A 15357-nucleotide genomic window follows, 5' to 3' on the forward strand; every position below is an offset into this window, starting at 1 on the left:
GACGGCTTCTTCCCTAGGCGTGGTTTATCTTCAAGTCCAGCCAGTCCTTGCCCAAGATAGCTGGAGACCCATAAGTTGACGCTAGATCTGGCCACCTTCAACTGGCTTGCCACCAGAGTGCGGTTATGGCATTGCAAAAATAGCGATACAGCGAGCAATCGCATGCGCTTATGCGGATTTTTTTCTCTTTTGGAGAGGCTAAGCAGACTTTCAGCAGTTTCAGGTTTCATAATCCAATTTCAAGCTGTTGGGTTGCTTGCTATTAGATCAGACTTCAATGCGGAATGGTATAACAAGCTTTTAGGTGCTTGCTTATCTTGGGTTTGGTCTATTCCTGTCAGTTATGTCATAAGTCACTCAACTATCGAATTGACCAAGTTATTTTCTGAATCACGGGTGTGACTATAAAAGTAGCCTTCTGACACGCTTAAGTCGATAGAGGGCGTAAACAATTCATTTCATCGGTGCAATATTTTGATTTTATTTAACTTACTTTGTTAATTGCTGGTCGCTGTAGAAGTTGTGTTAAATCGATGACTCTATCTGCAGCTTTAATGGTTTCGGGCCGATGTGCGATTACCACTCGGGTGATATTTAAATTTTTCATCGCTTGATTAACAACAGACTCAGTGACTATGTCTAAGTGACTTGTTGCTTCATCCATAAATAAAATCTTCGGTTCCCGATACAGCGCTCTTGCCAAAATTAACCGTTGTTTTTGCCCACTGGATAGTGCTGAGCCCATATCGCCTATTAAACTTTTATAGCCCATTGGCATTTGACAAATATCTTGGTGTATTGCTGCCATTTGTGCACAACGAGTGAGCTTTTCGACGTCAATTTTTTCCGAAAAAAAAGTAATATTATCTTCTATTGTCCCACCAAGTAATCGGTCTTCTTGCATTACAGCTGCGACTTGCTGGCGATATTGAGCTAATCCTAATTTCACCAACGGTATGTCATCGATTAAAATCTCACCTTCGGATGGTGTTAATAGCCCTAATAACAGTTTCATTAAGGTACTCTTACCACAACCGGATGGACCTATAATTGCAACCGACTCACCGGCGTTTATTTGTAATGCTAGATTGTATAACACTGGCTCGGCGACGGAGCTATAACTAAAACTGACCTGTTGTAGACAGATATTTCCGGCCACTTTATGCAGCATTGGTTGTGGGGGATAAGTTTGCTCTTTGGCTGTTAGGGCAATATCAGCAATCCGTTCAAAATGTAAACTCAGCATGCGATATTCAATCAACTTTTCGATCAACTTGCTCATGCGTTCCATAAATTGGGCTTTATAGGCAATAAATGCAAATAACATTCCTGTGGTAAAACTACCCGCCATGACTAATTCTGCAGCGAGATAGATAACCACAATATTTTCTGTACCAAATAATAATTTGTTCATTACTTGATACGAGATCTCATATTTTCCGAGCGTAATGGTCCTGTTCGTTGCTTTGACATAGTGATTTTGCCAAATCGCTTCTCGCTGACTTTCAAAACCGAATAACTTAACCGTTTGAATTGCTCGGATCGTCTCCATAAAGTTAGATTGCTCACCTGCTAAGGCTAGAATTTGTTGCTCTGAGGCTAAGCGTAAGGACTGATATAACGCTAATCTTAAGGCGCAATATGCTAGCACTGCCACTAGCACGACGAGGGACAATAACGGGCTGTAAAAGAAGATCATGCATAGAACACCTAGCGCCATAAAACCATCAATAATGGCTTCAATAATGCCGGTAGTCAGCAGTTCTCGTAATTGCCTTAAAGAACCAAATCGTGATACCAGATCCCCCATATGACGTTTTTCAAAATAGGCCAATGGTAACCGCACTAAGTGATGGAAGAGGTTACTGGCTAGTTGAACACTAAGTTGGCTGCTGAAATTTAGTAGTACTAAGCTGCGTAAGGCATTGGTGGCAACATCAAATAATAGTAACAAGGCAAAGCCTAATGCCAACACTAATAGCAACTGACCATCATTACTGATAATAACGGCGTCTACTACGAGTTGAATGTAATAAGGTGAGGCTAAAATAAACAGCTGTAAAAAAACGGACAAACTTAATAACAGCCCTAACGATTGCTTTAAACCAGTGATCTTAGAGAAAAAGGATGAGAATGTTAGCGATTGTTTAGCTTGCTCTGCAGTAAATGTAGCAGTCGGTGTCAATTCTAAAGCGATACCAGTAAATGATTTTGACACCTCTGTTAGGGATATTCGCCGCACTCCTAAAGCTGGGTCATGAATAATACAGTGTTGAGCGTTTACTGACTTTAGTACCACAAAGTGATTGAGATCCCAGTGCAAGATACATGGCGTAGCTAAGTCGGATAATTCTTCTAATTCAATTTTCAATGGGCGGCTACTGAGTTGCAACTGCTCTGCAATATGCATCAGATCCAGTAAGGTACAGCCTTCTAGCGATAGCGAGAAACGTTGTCTTAAGCTATTTAAATCAGTTTGATAGCCATGCAAACTTGCTACCATAGCTACACAGGCTAAGCCGCATTCTGCCGCCTCAGTCTGAACTATCATGGGTAAACGGCGGCCAGACCAAGTTTTAAACTTCTCTTGCAGTGTTGCCATTAGGTTTGACCCTTATCATCAACATTCGGTGTAAACAACCACGACAATAGTCTGCGTGGCGGGGAACTAATATCAACTTCTAATTCCATTCCTGCTCTTAGTGGCAATTTTTTTGCGTTTTCCGTCAATGCTAAAATGACTCTATAACTCGGCTCCGATAAGGTTTGCGATTCATTTATGGTTATAGGCTGACTTCCTATCTCAACTAGAGTGGCTGTTTGCGCACCAAAATGTTGATAGGGAAATGCCTCTATGCGCATTTGTAGCACTTGTCCCAATGTGAGTTGTCCTATAACTCTTGAGGGCACATATACAATTGCGAATAAGGTTTCAGGTTGGGGTAATAACGATATTGAGGGTTTTGATGGGCCGATATCCTCACCCGACGGCCATAAAATTTCGGTAACCGTTCCTGCAAAAGGAGCTTTCAGTGTAAATGATTTTTCCATCGTACTTGGGCTGTGCAATTGCTGTACTAAAGGCTGATTCTGCTGTACTTGCTCGCCAACTTGTACTAAAAGATGCTCTGCATTGGTTGATTTAGGAGTGGATAAACGAATCCTCATCATGGCTGGCTCGATGGAACCTTGCACATGTTCTTTGCGTTGATACTCGCTAAAATACAAAAAAAGCAAGGCACATAAAACAAGTGCGCTAATTAATACTGTGAAGCCAATAAAACTAACTGGCTGAGTTAAACTTACTTCCCCTCGCAATCTTTGCTGTTGCTGCACGATAACTTCTTTTCGAAATAAATCGCTCATTGCGATAAACCTCGTACTGGTTGTGCGCGCTGGCTTAGATAGATACGGCGTAACATGTCATAAACGACAAACTCTTGCTCTCGACCATAAGCCTTGAATAAACGGTTAGTAAACATATGTAATAATGAGCCTAGTAAACTATCGCGACTACCTTTCGCTTGTTGGGACTCAAATAATGCCAACATTGCCTGACAACATGGTGTAATCGAAGATGAAAACTGCTGTAAACTCTGCTGAATTTGTTGTTTGAATGGCTCAATAGCTTGGTTATGCCAATCTAATAATTGGCGATCTTGTTGTAATTGTGACTGATAGTATCGATATTTATCGCCCATTTGCTGGCGTAACTCTAAGCCTTCTTTAAATTCTTGTGCAAATCCTGTCCGCAAATTATCGATCAGTTTAAATTTCTCGGCGGGTAAATAATCGAATTGAGTTAAAATTAAATCTATCGCTAAAATGGCTAAGCGCCACCTCAAGCTGTCATCTTGTTGACTGAATAATATTGCCTGCAACACAAACTGGCTGTCCAAACAGAAAAAGTGCTCAGCCAAAGGCATCATATGCTCGCCCCCGTAACGTTCTGTCTCCTGCATGTAAGTGAACAACTCAATGCGATGTAAGCCTGCACTGGCTAGAGATGGCGCTAATAAACGATTTAGTGCGGGTAGTAACTCCCCATATAATCGTTCCGGCTCGCCAAAACATCGTAGCCGTAGATGCCAATCAGGATCGCCATAGCGTATAAAGAACCAATGCTTGAGCACACCATCTTGCTGCATCTGCGTTAGCCATGGTGCCAATTGCTTTAGTAACAGTTGCTCCACACTACTTTGTCCGGCATACAATTTGACACTGAGCCATTCTGAGCCAGGCGCGAACTGCCTACAGTTGTCATTGATTGAGCTCGTCAATGGTGCTATGAGTGGTGCTAAGTATGGGATTGCTGCACTATTTGACAGCGGTACAATTATTTCATGTTGATAAGGGCCATCTGGCCCTTGCAGCAAAGGTTGGTATTTCATCGCGAGCACTTCATTCAACCTAATGTGGCTTTTATGATTTACCTCTGCCAACAACATTTGGAACATCATATTATTTTGCAGATCGATCAGTAACACATGGTCGGCTATGGCATAGCTCATATAACGCTCTAAACCGTATTCTTGCTGCAGTTGCAGCCAATGGGATTTAACGAACTGGCCTTCTTGCCATAAGCGTTTCAATTGTGCGACTGGAATATTGCAGTGGGCCTCTTGCAGGACCAGATTATCTAACATGATCCTTGGAACTCGTTTTGCTTTATACAGGCTATCAGGTAAGGAGAAGTGAGGCATTTGTAAGTTTTGATGTTGAAGTGAGCATAAAAACCGATAAATTCCTAAACTACGATCACTGAAGTTATGGGCAGAGGATAAACGGGGAATTATTCTTTTTTGTAGTCGCTGTGACCATAAACATAACACGTTATTTTCTTGATAGACCAATAGATCGCTGATTGGGATTTGCCACTCGTTTGCTAAGTGACTGTCAGCAAGAAAAACAATCTCATATGCTCTTAATGTCGGTCTAGCGATGACATTGCCTGGACGCCCCTCGGGCATATGTAGTACTTCTGCAAAAATGACTTCTGGAGAATGTGCTTCTTCTTGAGATAAATGTTGTTTGACCTGTTGCAGCATATCGGTTGATAAATGACAGAAACGTCCGAGTAAATTCGCTGCAGAGGGACCATAGCAACCATGATAATAGTAAACAACTCGGCCATCCTCTTGTTGATACGCTGACAAATTAATAGCGAAGGAAGCGGGTAACTTAGCCATTAATGTCGCACTTTCATGCTTAGACAATAACGAGTCACTTGTTAATTTCAGCACAGTTTCGCTTGGGGATACATGGCTTAGAGCTGCGATAATCGTCTGTTGTAATGGTTCGATAATATCTTGTGAAGAGGGGGAACGATTGGTGATATTTAACCCCGCTAACAAAGAAGTGTGGTAGCCAATATCGCTGGAGAATGAAATACCAACTTCGTCATCTAATAAGGTCAACAATGGCACATACTGGCTACTAAATCTTGCTTCAAATTTTTGGCTAAAGTCATTAAGTGGCGTTTTATAAGGTTTTCGCATCGCTAATAATGCTAATAATGCAGGCATCAGGGTGGAGACTTCCGCTTGTGCTAATTGGCACTGTGAAAATGAGCGCAAAATATCAGTCTGTAATAGGCGATTCTCGCTTACAGGATACGGCAGTGTTTGCAAGCCACGGTAAATTTCTTGATATCGCTTAAGCGAGTTAACAGGTTGTTTATCCATGCTGTTTAACTGAGTTAGAGCTCGTTGCAATATATCAGCACTGTCTGTGGCGCCCATACTTTGTAACGCTGTAATAAAAGTCTGATCTGGAGATCCAGAAGTTAACGCTAGTGGTAATTTGACTTGCAACACTCCCGCTGCAAGTAACTGCTTAATATAATCCTGTATGCTCGCAGCATTCGCCGTAGGATAGAGTTGTTGAAATCCATCTTGTAACGAAGCAAAGTTCCCTCCCTTCTTCGTCAGTTGCAGCATAGCAAGCAAATATTCATCTAATACCAAGGTACTTAAACGATATTTTTGCTCAGTATCTGAAAAATACGGTTCAATGTAATGCAGACCATCAGCCTGTTGTTGCAACGTCGGATTAGCTTGATAGCACAATAACGGCCACTTCTCTGCCTCATTTGGTTCACTAAATTGGGCACGAATCGCAGCTAAATAGGCTATGTCAAAGCGGGTATGGCGCTTATCTCGCAGCATGGTATTACACTGTAAGTGCGTTTCATTTGCTACTTGCCCCAAGGCTACACCTGCAAATAACCCAAATGGAGTAGCTCTAGAGCTAAACCGAATAAAATATTTCAACAAGGAGTTAGTTATTTTAATTGCCGCTTTACTGTTTGGCTGCTGTTGCCAATTAGGCAATCGTTCCATCAGTGAAGGGCTAGCAAGATATAAGGCTTCTTGTACTGCTGGGTTTGCTAACCAACTGGCGAGAAAATCGACTAAGGCCGTAGGCTCTGTTGGTATTTTTCGTAGTTGAGACAAACTTGATCTAGGTGCCCGGATAACAAAAAAATCCGCGGCTTGCAAAACCTCTAAACTCATAAACAATCCCTTGTTATAAAAATAGCCAATACATCGAAATTAACTATTGGTTAATAAAAGCGCATCTAGCCAATTAGTTTCTACGTCAAAGGCCATCAATAGCACTAAACCTATACCGGCGTAGCCGCCGAGTAAGCCATGGTCTGGTAGGCGGCACGTTGAGTTATCTTGTTCGCGTACGGCATTAAAACCGTCGAGTCCTGATGTTTGATATAGTGCTAACGTATGTTCAAACCAATATTGTGCAGCCTGTGAAAGAGAAGATTCGGTGTAATAGCGCGTTATGACTTGAAAGATTAAAGCCAAACCTGCACTACCATGACAGATACCTGCATCCTGAACTTGGCTACTTGTTAACCTACGCTGAGCAGCTTTTAAGGCGATGTTCCTACCTGCGGCGGTAAAGTTATCACTGTCTATTGCATTGCCCACTCGCATTAATGTTAAGGCTATGGTGGCATCTCCATAACACCAACCGAGTCGTGACTGGCACGGTTGATCAGTTATGTACGCAAAGCAACTACCAAATTTCTCGGATGCCTGTTGCTGCTGAATTAACCACTGACAACTGGCTTGCAACAACGTCTTAATTTGGCTATGCAGTTGCTGATGCGCTAATAATGGTAATAGGGAGGCAATGATTGAAGGGACACCGTGAGCTAATCCTAAATTAAACTCAGAGTCATCTGTTGCCTGATTAAATCTAAAGAAAGAGTTTGTCGCCACTTCCCAGGCACCAGTACCATCGGCAAATTGATGCCATTGCTGTTCCAGTCGCGTCAATAACGCTTGGGCCAAAGGTAAGCCTAATTCCGCAGTTTGACGCCGCGCTATATAGACTGCAAAACCACTTAGTCCGCGAATAAATTCTAATTCTCCAGTCCAGTCGCTCTGTTGTAAGTGTTGCAGTAAGAGCACATCAGTATTGTGGTTAAACTCCGCTTGGTAATTCCCTTCATGCAAAAAACATTCATATAGCCAAGCGACACCAGTCAGTCCATAGCCAAACGCTAACTGTGAATGCAGAAACGGTATCTGCTCTTCTATTAACGTCATTCGTGCTGAAAATTCATGTTGGCTTGCTAGTTCAGGAAACTGTTTATGTAATTGCCAGAAAAATAATTGTTGCCCAGCCAAGCCAGTTAACAAACCAACCCCTTGCTGCTCTAACGATTGCTTGGCATCTTTCGCTAATAGCGAAGCGATATCGTTCAATGCCTGTTTAGCAAGGCTAGATTGTTGGGGTTGATTAAATTGCACTGAACCACCTTCCTTTATTTCCATGAAGTACAGCTTCTACATACTGGCTCATTTAGAAAGTCAAAAGGGCATAGTGGATATGCCCTTTACACATCTACCGATAATAAATGCTGTGTTATATTGTGACGTCACAACCTATTTGGTTACTTGAACCCCGTATTAAGGGATTTGACAGCAGCGCTGAGTGCTACCTGTACGATCAGAAGGGCAGGTGTATGCATTTGCAGTCAACTCTCCGCAAGCACGAGTTATCACACCACCAGCAACTTGTGGTGTTAATTCGCTAGGTAATACTTTTTTATCATGGGACAGATTCACTAACTCAGCTTTTTTTAATTTAAGTTCCATCATGTTATTCCTTTTACTTGATTAGTAATTTTTCGCCCTATCATTTAGGCAACTTATTTCTAACATTTGATGGGGAGAGTTTAAATCAGTATAAAGAATGAGCAGGTTGAAGGTTGAATAAGTCTAAAGGTTGAATGTTTTTTATGGAATAGGATTAGAGCATTGATCTTTTCATGCTTAGTGAGGCTTTGAAGCTGATAATGACTCTTGCTAAATAATGCCTTTATGACATTTTTTGTTACATTTTTTTGGATTTAGCCCAAATATATAGCGTAAATCATAATTCAGACTGTTAAATTTGGAGCTAAATATTCTTTATTTTTTTGTAAAGCATTTGATTTATAATAATATTTAACTATTAAGATAACGCATTGCGAATAGATAATTATGTTGGAGGGAGGACAGAAGACTATAGACTATTCGATTTTACTCAGTTCTCATTTTATGAACTGTAATATACCGCCAGTTTATAGTGATACTCAGCTGGCGGTCTGAAATAGATAGTTGTGGTTAGAGGACAAATATCCTCTACAACGCGGGCGTGTTCTATGGGTTATTCTTTATTGATTTTGGCTTTGAAGCTGGCTTTGGTACTGTCGTTGGCCTGTTTGTACCAGTAGTCCAGCATTTGACTGATTTCAGCTTGGCTAGGTGTGGTTGTAGAAGACACAGAAGTGGTTGGTTTGCTCTTGTCATTGACTGTTGCGGCTGCTGACGACACTACTGCTGGTGCTATCAAATTCGTGGATGTGACTGCTGCTGTTTGGCGTATTTGTGGCTGGCTTGCCAATACTGGTGCAATGACGTCGTTTGCTTGTGTTGTCGCGGTATTCATAGTGAGATTGAATGAAGCCGGAAGATTGCTAAGGTTGTACTGCAGTATCTCGTGTTCGAAATCCCGTCCCAGTTGGATCCCATTCTTAATCAATTTATCGCTGGTAAAACTCACGGCTTCATCTTGAGCATTTGATAGTGTCAGCTTGGGTGACTCATCAAATTTCTTGGCATCTCTGGCTGAGTTGATGGCGGGAAGTGTCAGGGTAAGTGTTTGTGCTGACGCATCAAAACGGACGATGAGCACGTCGGATAGATAATGCACTGAGTCAGCTTGCTGCCTGTATTGCGCGGCATAGCGAAAGGCTATCTGATTGATACCATCGGCTAAAACGAGGTTGCCACTCTTTACGGCTGGCTTGCCATTGACCGTTAATACTTCAGCATTTTTAGGCAGATTGAGATTAACATCGGCCGTTGCAGGCTGCACTGCAACCAGCATTAACGCGGTGGCACATAAGATTGATTGATATTTCATAAGCTTTCTCTGTTGTTGCGAGGACGCCGCTAAATAATAAGGTAGATTTCTGACGACACAAAGCAGGTTTAACCTTTAGTGTGGAGCAAGATGAACTAAATGGCGACACGCCGTTTATAGCGCGCAGATTAGCGTTAATTTAATCTGTAGGGAATAAAAAAGGCTCACGAGGAGCCTTTTTGAGCATGATATTGCGGGATTGAACGCTTATTTGGTTAGGTTGATGCTATAAACGGCGAAACCCAGTTCATCCTTGCTGATCTTCTTCATTTCACGTTGTTTATTGGCTTCGATAAAGGCAGCGGCTTTGTCACTGTCTTGGGTTTCGAAGCGAACGTCTAATGTGACGTTAGTAGTGATGGTTTTGAAATCCCAGTTGTAATCGGCACTTGGATTGACCATACCTTCGTACTTACCCGTGGTTTCGTTGTATTGAGATTGCGCTGTGATATAAGCCGCTAACGCTTCACGGTTGGTATCGGGCAGTTCAAGCACGACATGGTCGCTACCCGTACCGGCAAACTTACCACCAAAGGCGCGATAGTTATTTGAGGCGACGATAAACTCTTTCGCGGCAAATTCTTCACCTGTGATGACTTTACCGTTTTCGTCTTTATAGCTTAAATCAACGATACGGTTTGCGTTGGCATTAACGACGGCGCAATCGCGGTCAAACTTGTTCGGTTGAGTGACATCAATTTTGTAAGTTAAGCCATCGAGTACGTCGAAGTTATAGGTTGGATGGCCATCCCAGTTGATTAACTCTTGTGGGGTGGTTTTTGCTGGGTCGATTTGATTGAACTGGTTGGCTGAGCACTCAAGCCAATCTTTCAATTCGGCGCCCGTTGCTTTGACTGCCACCATAGTATTGGGATACAGGTACAGATCGGCGGCGTTTTTGAAGGTCAGTGGACCTTTATCGACTTGCACAAATTGATCTGCGTCGCTGGTTGTACCGTGGCGACCGCCTGCTTTAAAAGGTGCAGAAGCTGAAAGTACTGGCAGCCCTTTTAATGCTGCAGGTAATTTCGCTTTCACGTTAGCGATTTGCGCATCGGAAACGATTTGTACCGTTGGGTCGTCCTGCACTAAGGTAAGGAAGCTATACATGTCCGCCGCGGCGACACCGATAGGTTCATCCACAAAGGCGAGGGTACCTTGGTGCTCGGCTGCGACAGCATCGTGAATAGCAGCATCCGCTTCAACTAATGGGGCTTTATTTGCGCCATCATAGATAGGGCGAGCTTGCGTTTTGGCACTAAGGACATGCCACTTGTCATCTCTACGCTCAAGTTTAAAGTCAACCACCCCTAAGTTATCACCCCAACGACCTGGCATCACTGCGGGGACGCCGTTCAGTAGGCCTTTAGTGACATCGGTATTGGGCAAGTCAGCATACTTAGCATCTGGGAAGATAGAGTGGCTGTGACCGAATAGAATCGCATCGATACCGTCAACATAAGTCAAAGCGTAGGTGGCGTTTTCAGCCATAGGATCGCCAGGATTTTCCGTCGAACCAATGCCAGAGTGTGGAATGGCGATAATGATATCGGCCCCTTTGGCTTTCATTTCTGGGACATATTTTTTCGCGGTGGTAACGATATCTTCAACCGTCACTTTTCCCGTCAGATTTTGTTTATCCCACAATAGAATTTGCGGTGGCACAAAACCAATATAACCAATGTTAATGGTTTGATTATTGCCTTCGCTGTCGATAATAATTTTTTGTTTGATGATATAAGGGGTGAATAAATGCTCACCTTTTTTAACTTCTTTCCAGCAACCATTATCGTCGGCGCAATAAACGTTTGAGTTGATATAAGGGAAATCTGCACCACTAATGGATTTATTTAAGAAATCTAAACCATAGTTAAATTCATGATTACCGATATTGCCGACTTCATAATCTAATAGGTTCATGGCTTTATAAGCAGGGTGAACATCGCCCATTTGCAGGCCAACTTTGGCCATATAATCGCCCATAGGGCTGCCTTGCAGTAGATCGCCGTTATCAACGAGGACGCTATTCTTGGCTTCGTTGCGTGCAGCGTGGATCAAGCTTGCAGTACGGGCAAGACCGATAGTCGGATCGTCTTTACCACTGTAGTAGTTGAAATCCATGATATTTGTGTGCAGATCTGTGGTTTCGAGTACCCGTAAATCGGCTTGAACGACTTTGTCGTCATCAGAATTACAGGCGCTGACACCAAGGGCGGCAGTGATCATCACTGCGAGTATTTTCTTATTTAACATAGTTATCTCTATTTATATTTATTTGACCCCAACGCATGTTCCGTCAAGAGCATGCCCATCATCCCGTTAATTCAGCGTCATTTAACTGTTATGTTAATTTGTCGCTAAGTTAACGAGCGGGAATTATAAAGACATTTGATGATCTGAATGTGACATTAATCGGAGAAAAGCTGTTTCAAATTGTGACTCAGAGTGCGTCTGCCTAAATAATGAGCCATTTGGCCTGTGTATTTGTTACATTGAGGTTTAAATAAGCACAGCAAAAAGTTTATTAAGAAGAATTAATATTTGTTATAGAAACGGTGTTTTATTTGCTTATGCTGCTTTCTATGTTGAGAATATTTGGCTTAAAAAATCCAATTGGATTGTTTTAAATAATTATTTTTACATTGAATTTTAGCTAATCCTCATCATTTCTGCTTGCAAGCGCTTAACACTGATTGCAGCGCCTTAGGTGTAGCTTAGCGTTGGCATAGGCACATATAGACTCTAAATACACATAAAGTGATACAAATTAGCGCCGCAGTGGCGGGGTAAAACTTGGCTGAAATGCGCGTAACTTGTTAAGGTAGTTCATCGAAATTGACGACCGTAGCAACAAGCGTTCGTTGACTCAGACTGTTTTAAACTGAAAGCCAAAATCCGTTAGCGCGCACCTTTCACCTTAAAAATACAAACGAAAGGGCAGCAACATCCAAGGGAGTTAATATGCGTAAGTCCGTTATAACCACAGCCGTGGCCGCGGCTTTGTTACTTGGCGCTTGTTCAGACAAGCCAGCCGCCAGTGCCAATGAAGCCAAAAATGCCGTAGCGACTCAAACTGCTGCTAAAGCACAAGCAACCAATGTGTTGCTGGGCAAGAGTCCACTGCAGGATCAAGCGCCACAATTTAACCTTATCCATACAGCAGATTATGCTCCTGCCTTCGAGCAAGGCATTAAAGCCCATGATGCTGAAATCGCTGCCATTGTGAATAACAAGCAAGCGGCCAGTTTTGACAACACCATTCTGGCGATGGAAACCTCGGGTGAATTATTAACGCGGGTGTCGCGGACCTTCTTTAATCTCGCCGGTCTGATTTCTGATGATGATTTCCAGAAAACCGAAGCAGATCTTGCACCTAAGCTATCTGCCCATCGCGATAATATTTATCTCGATCCGACGTTATTTGCCCGTGTTGAAGCGGTATATCAACAAAAAAGCAGCTTAAATACGGAAGATCAGCGTCTAGTTGAATACTACTATGAGCAGTTTGTTCGAGCTGGCGCGAAATTGTCGGCTGAAGATAAAGCTAAAATGCGCGACTTTAACGCCGAGCTTGCAACCTTAGCGACGGACTTTTCACAAAACAGCTTAAAATCATTTAAAGATGATGTGATTGTTGTGACTGATAAAGCCCAGTTAGCTGGTTTATCTGACAGCGAAATCGCCACCTTAGCCGCTGCCGCTAAAGCTGCTGGAAAAGAGGGCTATTTGATTACCTTAGTGAACACGACTCGCCAGCCGGTGCTTTCTAGCCTGAGCAGCCGTGAACTGCGCCAAAAAGTGTGGGAAACCTCGGCGCACAGAGCTGTTGCAACCAATGGCCCATTGATTGTTAAAATGGCGCAAATTCGGGCTAAAAAAGCCAACTTATTGGGATTCGATACTTGGGCATCCTATGCGGTTGCCGATCAAATGGCGAAAACCCCTGCCGCTGTGTATGAAATCCTCGATGATTTAGCGCCAAAAGCCTTGGCTCGTGCCAAAGTGGAAGCAGCTGATATTCAAGCCGAAATCAAAAAGGCGGGCGGTGATTTCGAACTGCAACCTTGGGATTGGGCTTACTACGCCGACAAAGTACGTAAAGAGAAATACGATCTCGACGAAAGCAGCATCAAGCCTTATTTCGAGTTTAATACTGTGCTGCAAGACGGGCTGTTTTTCGCGATGCATAAACTGTATGGCATCAGCTTAAAAGCGCGTACCGATTTACCCGTGTGGAATCCCGATGTTTTAGCCTTTGAAGTCTTTGATAAAGACAACAGCTCTATTGGCTTATTCTACCTTGACCCTTATGCCCGTGAAGGCAAAGGCGGCGGCGCGTGGATGGATGAGTTCGTCACCCAAAGCGGTCTGCTTGGCACTAAGCCCGTTGTTTATAACGCGCTGAATATTCCTAAGCCAGCCGATGGCCCAACGTTAATGACATTCGATGAAGTGACCACTATGTTCCATGAAATGGGTCATGCGGTTCACGGTTTATTCTCGCAGGTGAAATACCCAAGCGTGGCTGGCACATCAACCGCACGTGACTTTGTTGAGTTCCCATCCCAGGTTAACGAAGATTGGAATATCGATCCTGCTGTGATTGCTAACTATGCCAAACACTACAAGACGGGTGAGCCAATTCCTAAGGCACTGCTTGATAAAATCTTAGCCTCAAATAAGTTTGGCCAAGGTTTTGATACCGTTGAGTATCTGTCAGCTGCTTTGTTAGATATGGAATGGCACTCTATCAGCGCCGATACTCAAATTAGCGATGTAGAGAAGTTTGAGCACCAAGTGTTAGCTAAACACGGCCTCGATTTTGCGCCAATTCCCCCGCGTTATAAATCGAGTTACTTTAGCCATGCCTTCTCCGGTGGTTATTCAGCTGGATATTACGCGTATTTGTGGACCGAAGTGTTTGCCGCCGATGCCTTTGCCTATATGGGCGAGCATGGTGGATTGAAAGCCGATAATGGTGACAAATTCCGTAAGGAAGTCTTATCTAAAGGTAACAGTGAAGATCTCATGCAAGATTACATTCACTTTACCGGTAAAAAACCGACAACAGATGCACTGTTAAAGCGCCGCGGTTTAGTCGACTAATCGATTCGTTGTAAAAAGGCCCAAAGGCTTGTTAGGGAAACCTAGCAAGCCTTTTTTATTGATGTCGGGGCGGATTTATTCATCATTTTTGTTTCCGCCGGATACTCTCTAACCCTATTCTCATCGATTGAATCAGGATACATCTACAATCCTTCAATGGAATATAACGTCATATGCAACAGTGGATAAGGTTTACCCTGTCCATCAACGGGTGAGCGACCCGTTACTGAAAAACCAATATGCTGGTAAAAACCTAATGCTTGCTCATTCTGCTCATTAACATCCACCTTTGTGGCTCCCAGTTCTTCAATGGCATGTGTCGCTAGCATGGAACCAATACCTTTTCCGCGCGCGTCAGGTGAGATGAACAGCATTTCAATATTGCCATCATGTACCCCGCAGAATCCGAGTATTTCTCCATTGTCATTTTTAGCGCACTTTAAGTGAACGGCATCAAAATACTGTTCGAGGATCAGCGGCTTCAATTGCTGTAGATCTTCTTCTGCTAAAAAGTCATGGGTTGCTCTTACCGATGCTTCCCAAATATCGAGCAGACTAAGATGATCTGCTTTTTCTACCATCTCAATATTCATCATATAACTCTATTGAAGATTTAATGTCGCCTAAGCGGTGAATTAAAGTGGGTTAAAATGTGAAGCGGAAACGTACCAATATTTACGAATCCGCCTTTAAAAAGGATATGATTACGGACGGGATCCGCAGTAACCTTGTCGACAATTATGATAGAAAAGTTATGTTTTTCAAAATTTATCTGACATCGGCACCTAATTTCTCATCGTCACCCATTATCTTTTT

Annotated in this window: 10 protein-coding genes; 1 reads left to right on the forward strand and 9 read right to left on the reverse strand. The window is 42.9% G+C overall.

Going from position 1 to position 15357, the window contains the following annotated elements; translation table 11 throughout:
• The 8 genes from Q4Q46_RS12335 to Q4Q46_RS12370 all read right to left on the reverse strand — a co-directional run.
• On the reverse strand, positions 1–230 hold a 230-nt coding region (locus Q4Q46_RS12335; RefSeq protein ID WP_311906071.1), incomplete at its 3' end, for a helix-turn-helix domain-containing protein.
• A gap of 254 nt (positions 231–484) precedes the next feature.
• Positions 485–2602 (reverse strand): peptidase domain-containing ABC transporter, encoded by a 2118-nt coding sequence (locus tag Q4Q46_RS12340; RefSeq protein WP_311906072.1) that lies wholly within the window; start codon positions 2600–2602, stop codon positions 485–487.
• Positions 2602–3366, reverse strand: coding sequence for a beta-barrel domain-containing protein (locus tag Q4Q46_RS12345; RefSeq protein WP_311906073.1), 765 nt, complete (start codon positions 3364–3366; stop codon positions 2602–2604). Before Q4Q46_RS12345 ends, Q4Q46_RS12340 begins: the two co-directional genes overlap by 1 nt.
• Positions 3363–6515 carry a lantibiotic dehydratase gene (locus tag Q4Q46_RS12350; RefSeq protein WP_311906074.1) on the reverse strand — a complete coding sequence of 1051 codons (3153 nt, stop codon included), beginning with the start codon at positions 6513–6515 and terminating at the stop codon, positions 3363–3365. Before Q4Q46_RS12350 ends, Q4Q46_RS12345 begins: the two co-directional genes overlap by 4 nt.
• A gap of 39 nt (positions 6516–6554) precedes the next feature.
• The gene (locus Q4Q46_RS12355; RefSeq protein ID WP_311906075.1) at positions 6555–7799 is read right to left on the reverse strand and encodes a lanthionine synthetase LanC family protein; all 1245 of its coding nucleotides are present in this window, start codon (positions 7797–7799) and stop codon (positions 6555–6557) included.
• 135 nt (positions 7800–7934) lie between these two features.
• Entirely contained in the window at positions 7935–8126 is a 192-nt protein-coding gene (locus Q4Q46_RS12360) for a hypothetical protein (protein ID WP_219235258.1), read from the reverse strand.
• A 550-nt stretch (positions 8127–8676) separates the two neighbouring features.
• A complete protein-coding gene (locus Q4Q46_RS12365) occupies positions 8677–9435 on the reverse strand; it encodes a DUF2057 domain-containing protein (protein WP_311906076.1) in 759 nt (252 codons plus the stop codon).
• Between the two features lie 207 nt (positions 9436–9642).
• A complete protein-coding gene (locus tag Q4Q46_RS12370) occupies positions 9643–11688 on the reverse strand; it encodes a bifunctional 2',3'-cyclic-nucleotide 2'-phosphodiesterase/3'-nucleotidase (protein ID WP_259508574.1) in 2046 nt (681 codons plus the stop codon).
• A 708-nt stretch (positions 11689–12396) separates the two neighbouring features.
• Here Q4Q46_RS12370 and Q4Q46_RS12375 point away from each other — a divergent pair.
• A complete protein-coding gene (locus tag Q4Q46_RS12375) occupies positions 12397–14541 on the forward strand; it encodes a M3 family metallopeptidase (protein WP_311906077.1) in 2145 nt (714 codons plus the stop codon).
• Between the two features lie 143 nt (positions 14542–14684).
• Here the strand turns inward: Q4Q46_RS12375 and Q4Q46_RS12380 are convergent, their stop codons facing one another.
• Positions 14685–15134, reverse strand: coding sequence for an acetyltransferase (locus Q4Q46_RS12380; RefSeq protein ID WP_311906141.1), 450 nt, complete (start codon positions 15132–15134; stop codon positions 14685–14687).
• Positions 15135–15357: the final 223 nt, after the last annotated feature.

It is taken from the genome of Shewanella vaxholmensis, assembly GCF_031932135.1.
Lineage (GTDB): Bacteria > Pseudomonadota > Gammaproteobacteria > Enterobacterales > Shewanellaceae > Shewanella > Shewanella hafniensis.

Excerpts from the sequence above, each read along its gene's own strand:
- Q4Q46_RS12340 (WP_311906072.1), bottom strand. The coding sequence starts at position 2,602 with ATGGCAACACTGCAAGAGAAGTTTAAAACTTGGTCTGGCCGCCGTTTA.
- Q4Q46_RS12345 (WP_311906073.1), bottom strand. The coding sequence starts at position 3,366 with ATGAGCGATTTATTTCGAAAAGAAGTTATCGTGCAGCAACAGCAAAGA.
- Q4Q46_RS12350 (WP_311906074.1), bottom strand. The coding sequence starts at position 6,515 with ATGAGTTTAGAGGTTTTGCAAGCCGCGGATTTTTTTGTTATCCGGGCA.
- Q4Q46_RS12355 (WP_311906075.1), bottom strand. The coding sequence starts at position 7,799 with ATGGAAATAAAGGAAGGTGGTTCAGTGCAATTTAATCAACCCCAACAA.
- Q4Q46_RS12360 (WP_219235258.1), bottom strand. The coding sequence starts at position 8,126 with ATGATGGAACTTAAATTAAAAAAAGCTGAGTTAGTGAATCTGTCCCAT.
- Q4Q46_RS12365 (WP_311906076.1), bottom strand. The coding sequence starts at position 9,435 with ATGAAATATCAATCAATCTTATGTGCCACCGCGTTAATGCTGGTTGCA.
- Q4Q46_RS12370 (WP_259508574.1), bottom strand. The coding sequence starts at position 11,688 with ATGTTAAATAAGAAAATACTCGCAGTGATGATCACTGCCGCCCTTGGT.
- Q4Q46_RS12375 (WP_311906077.1), top strand. The coding sequence starts at position 12,397 with ATGCGTAAGTCCGTTATAACCACAGCCGTGGCCGCGGCTTTGTTACTT.
- Q4Q46_RS12380 (WP_311906141.1), bottom strand. The coding sequence starts at position 15,134 with ATGAATATTGAGATGGTAGAAAAAGCAGATCATCTTAGTCTGCTCGAT.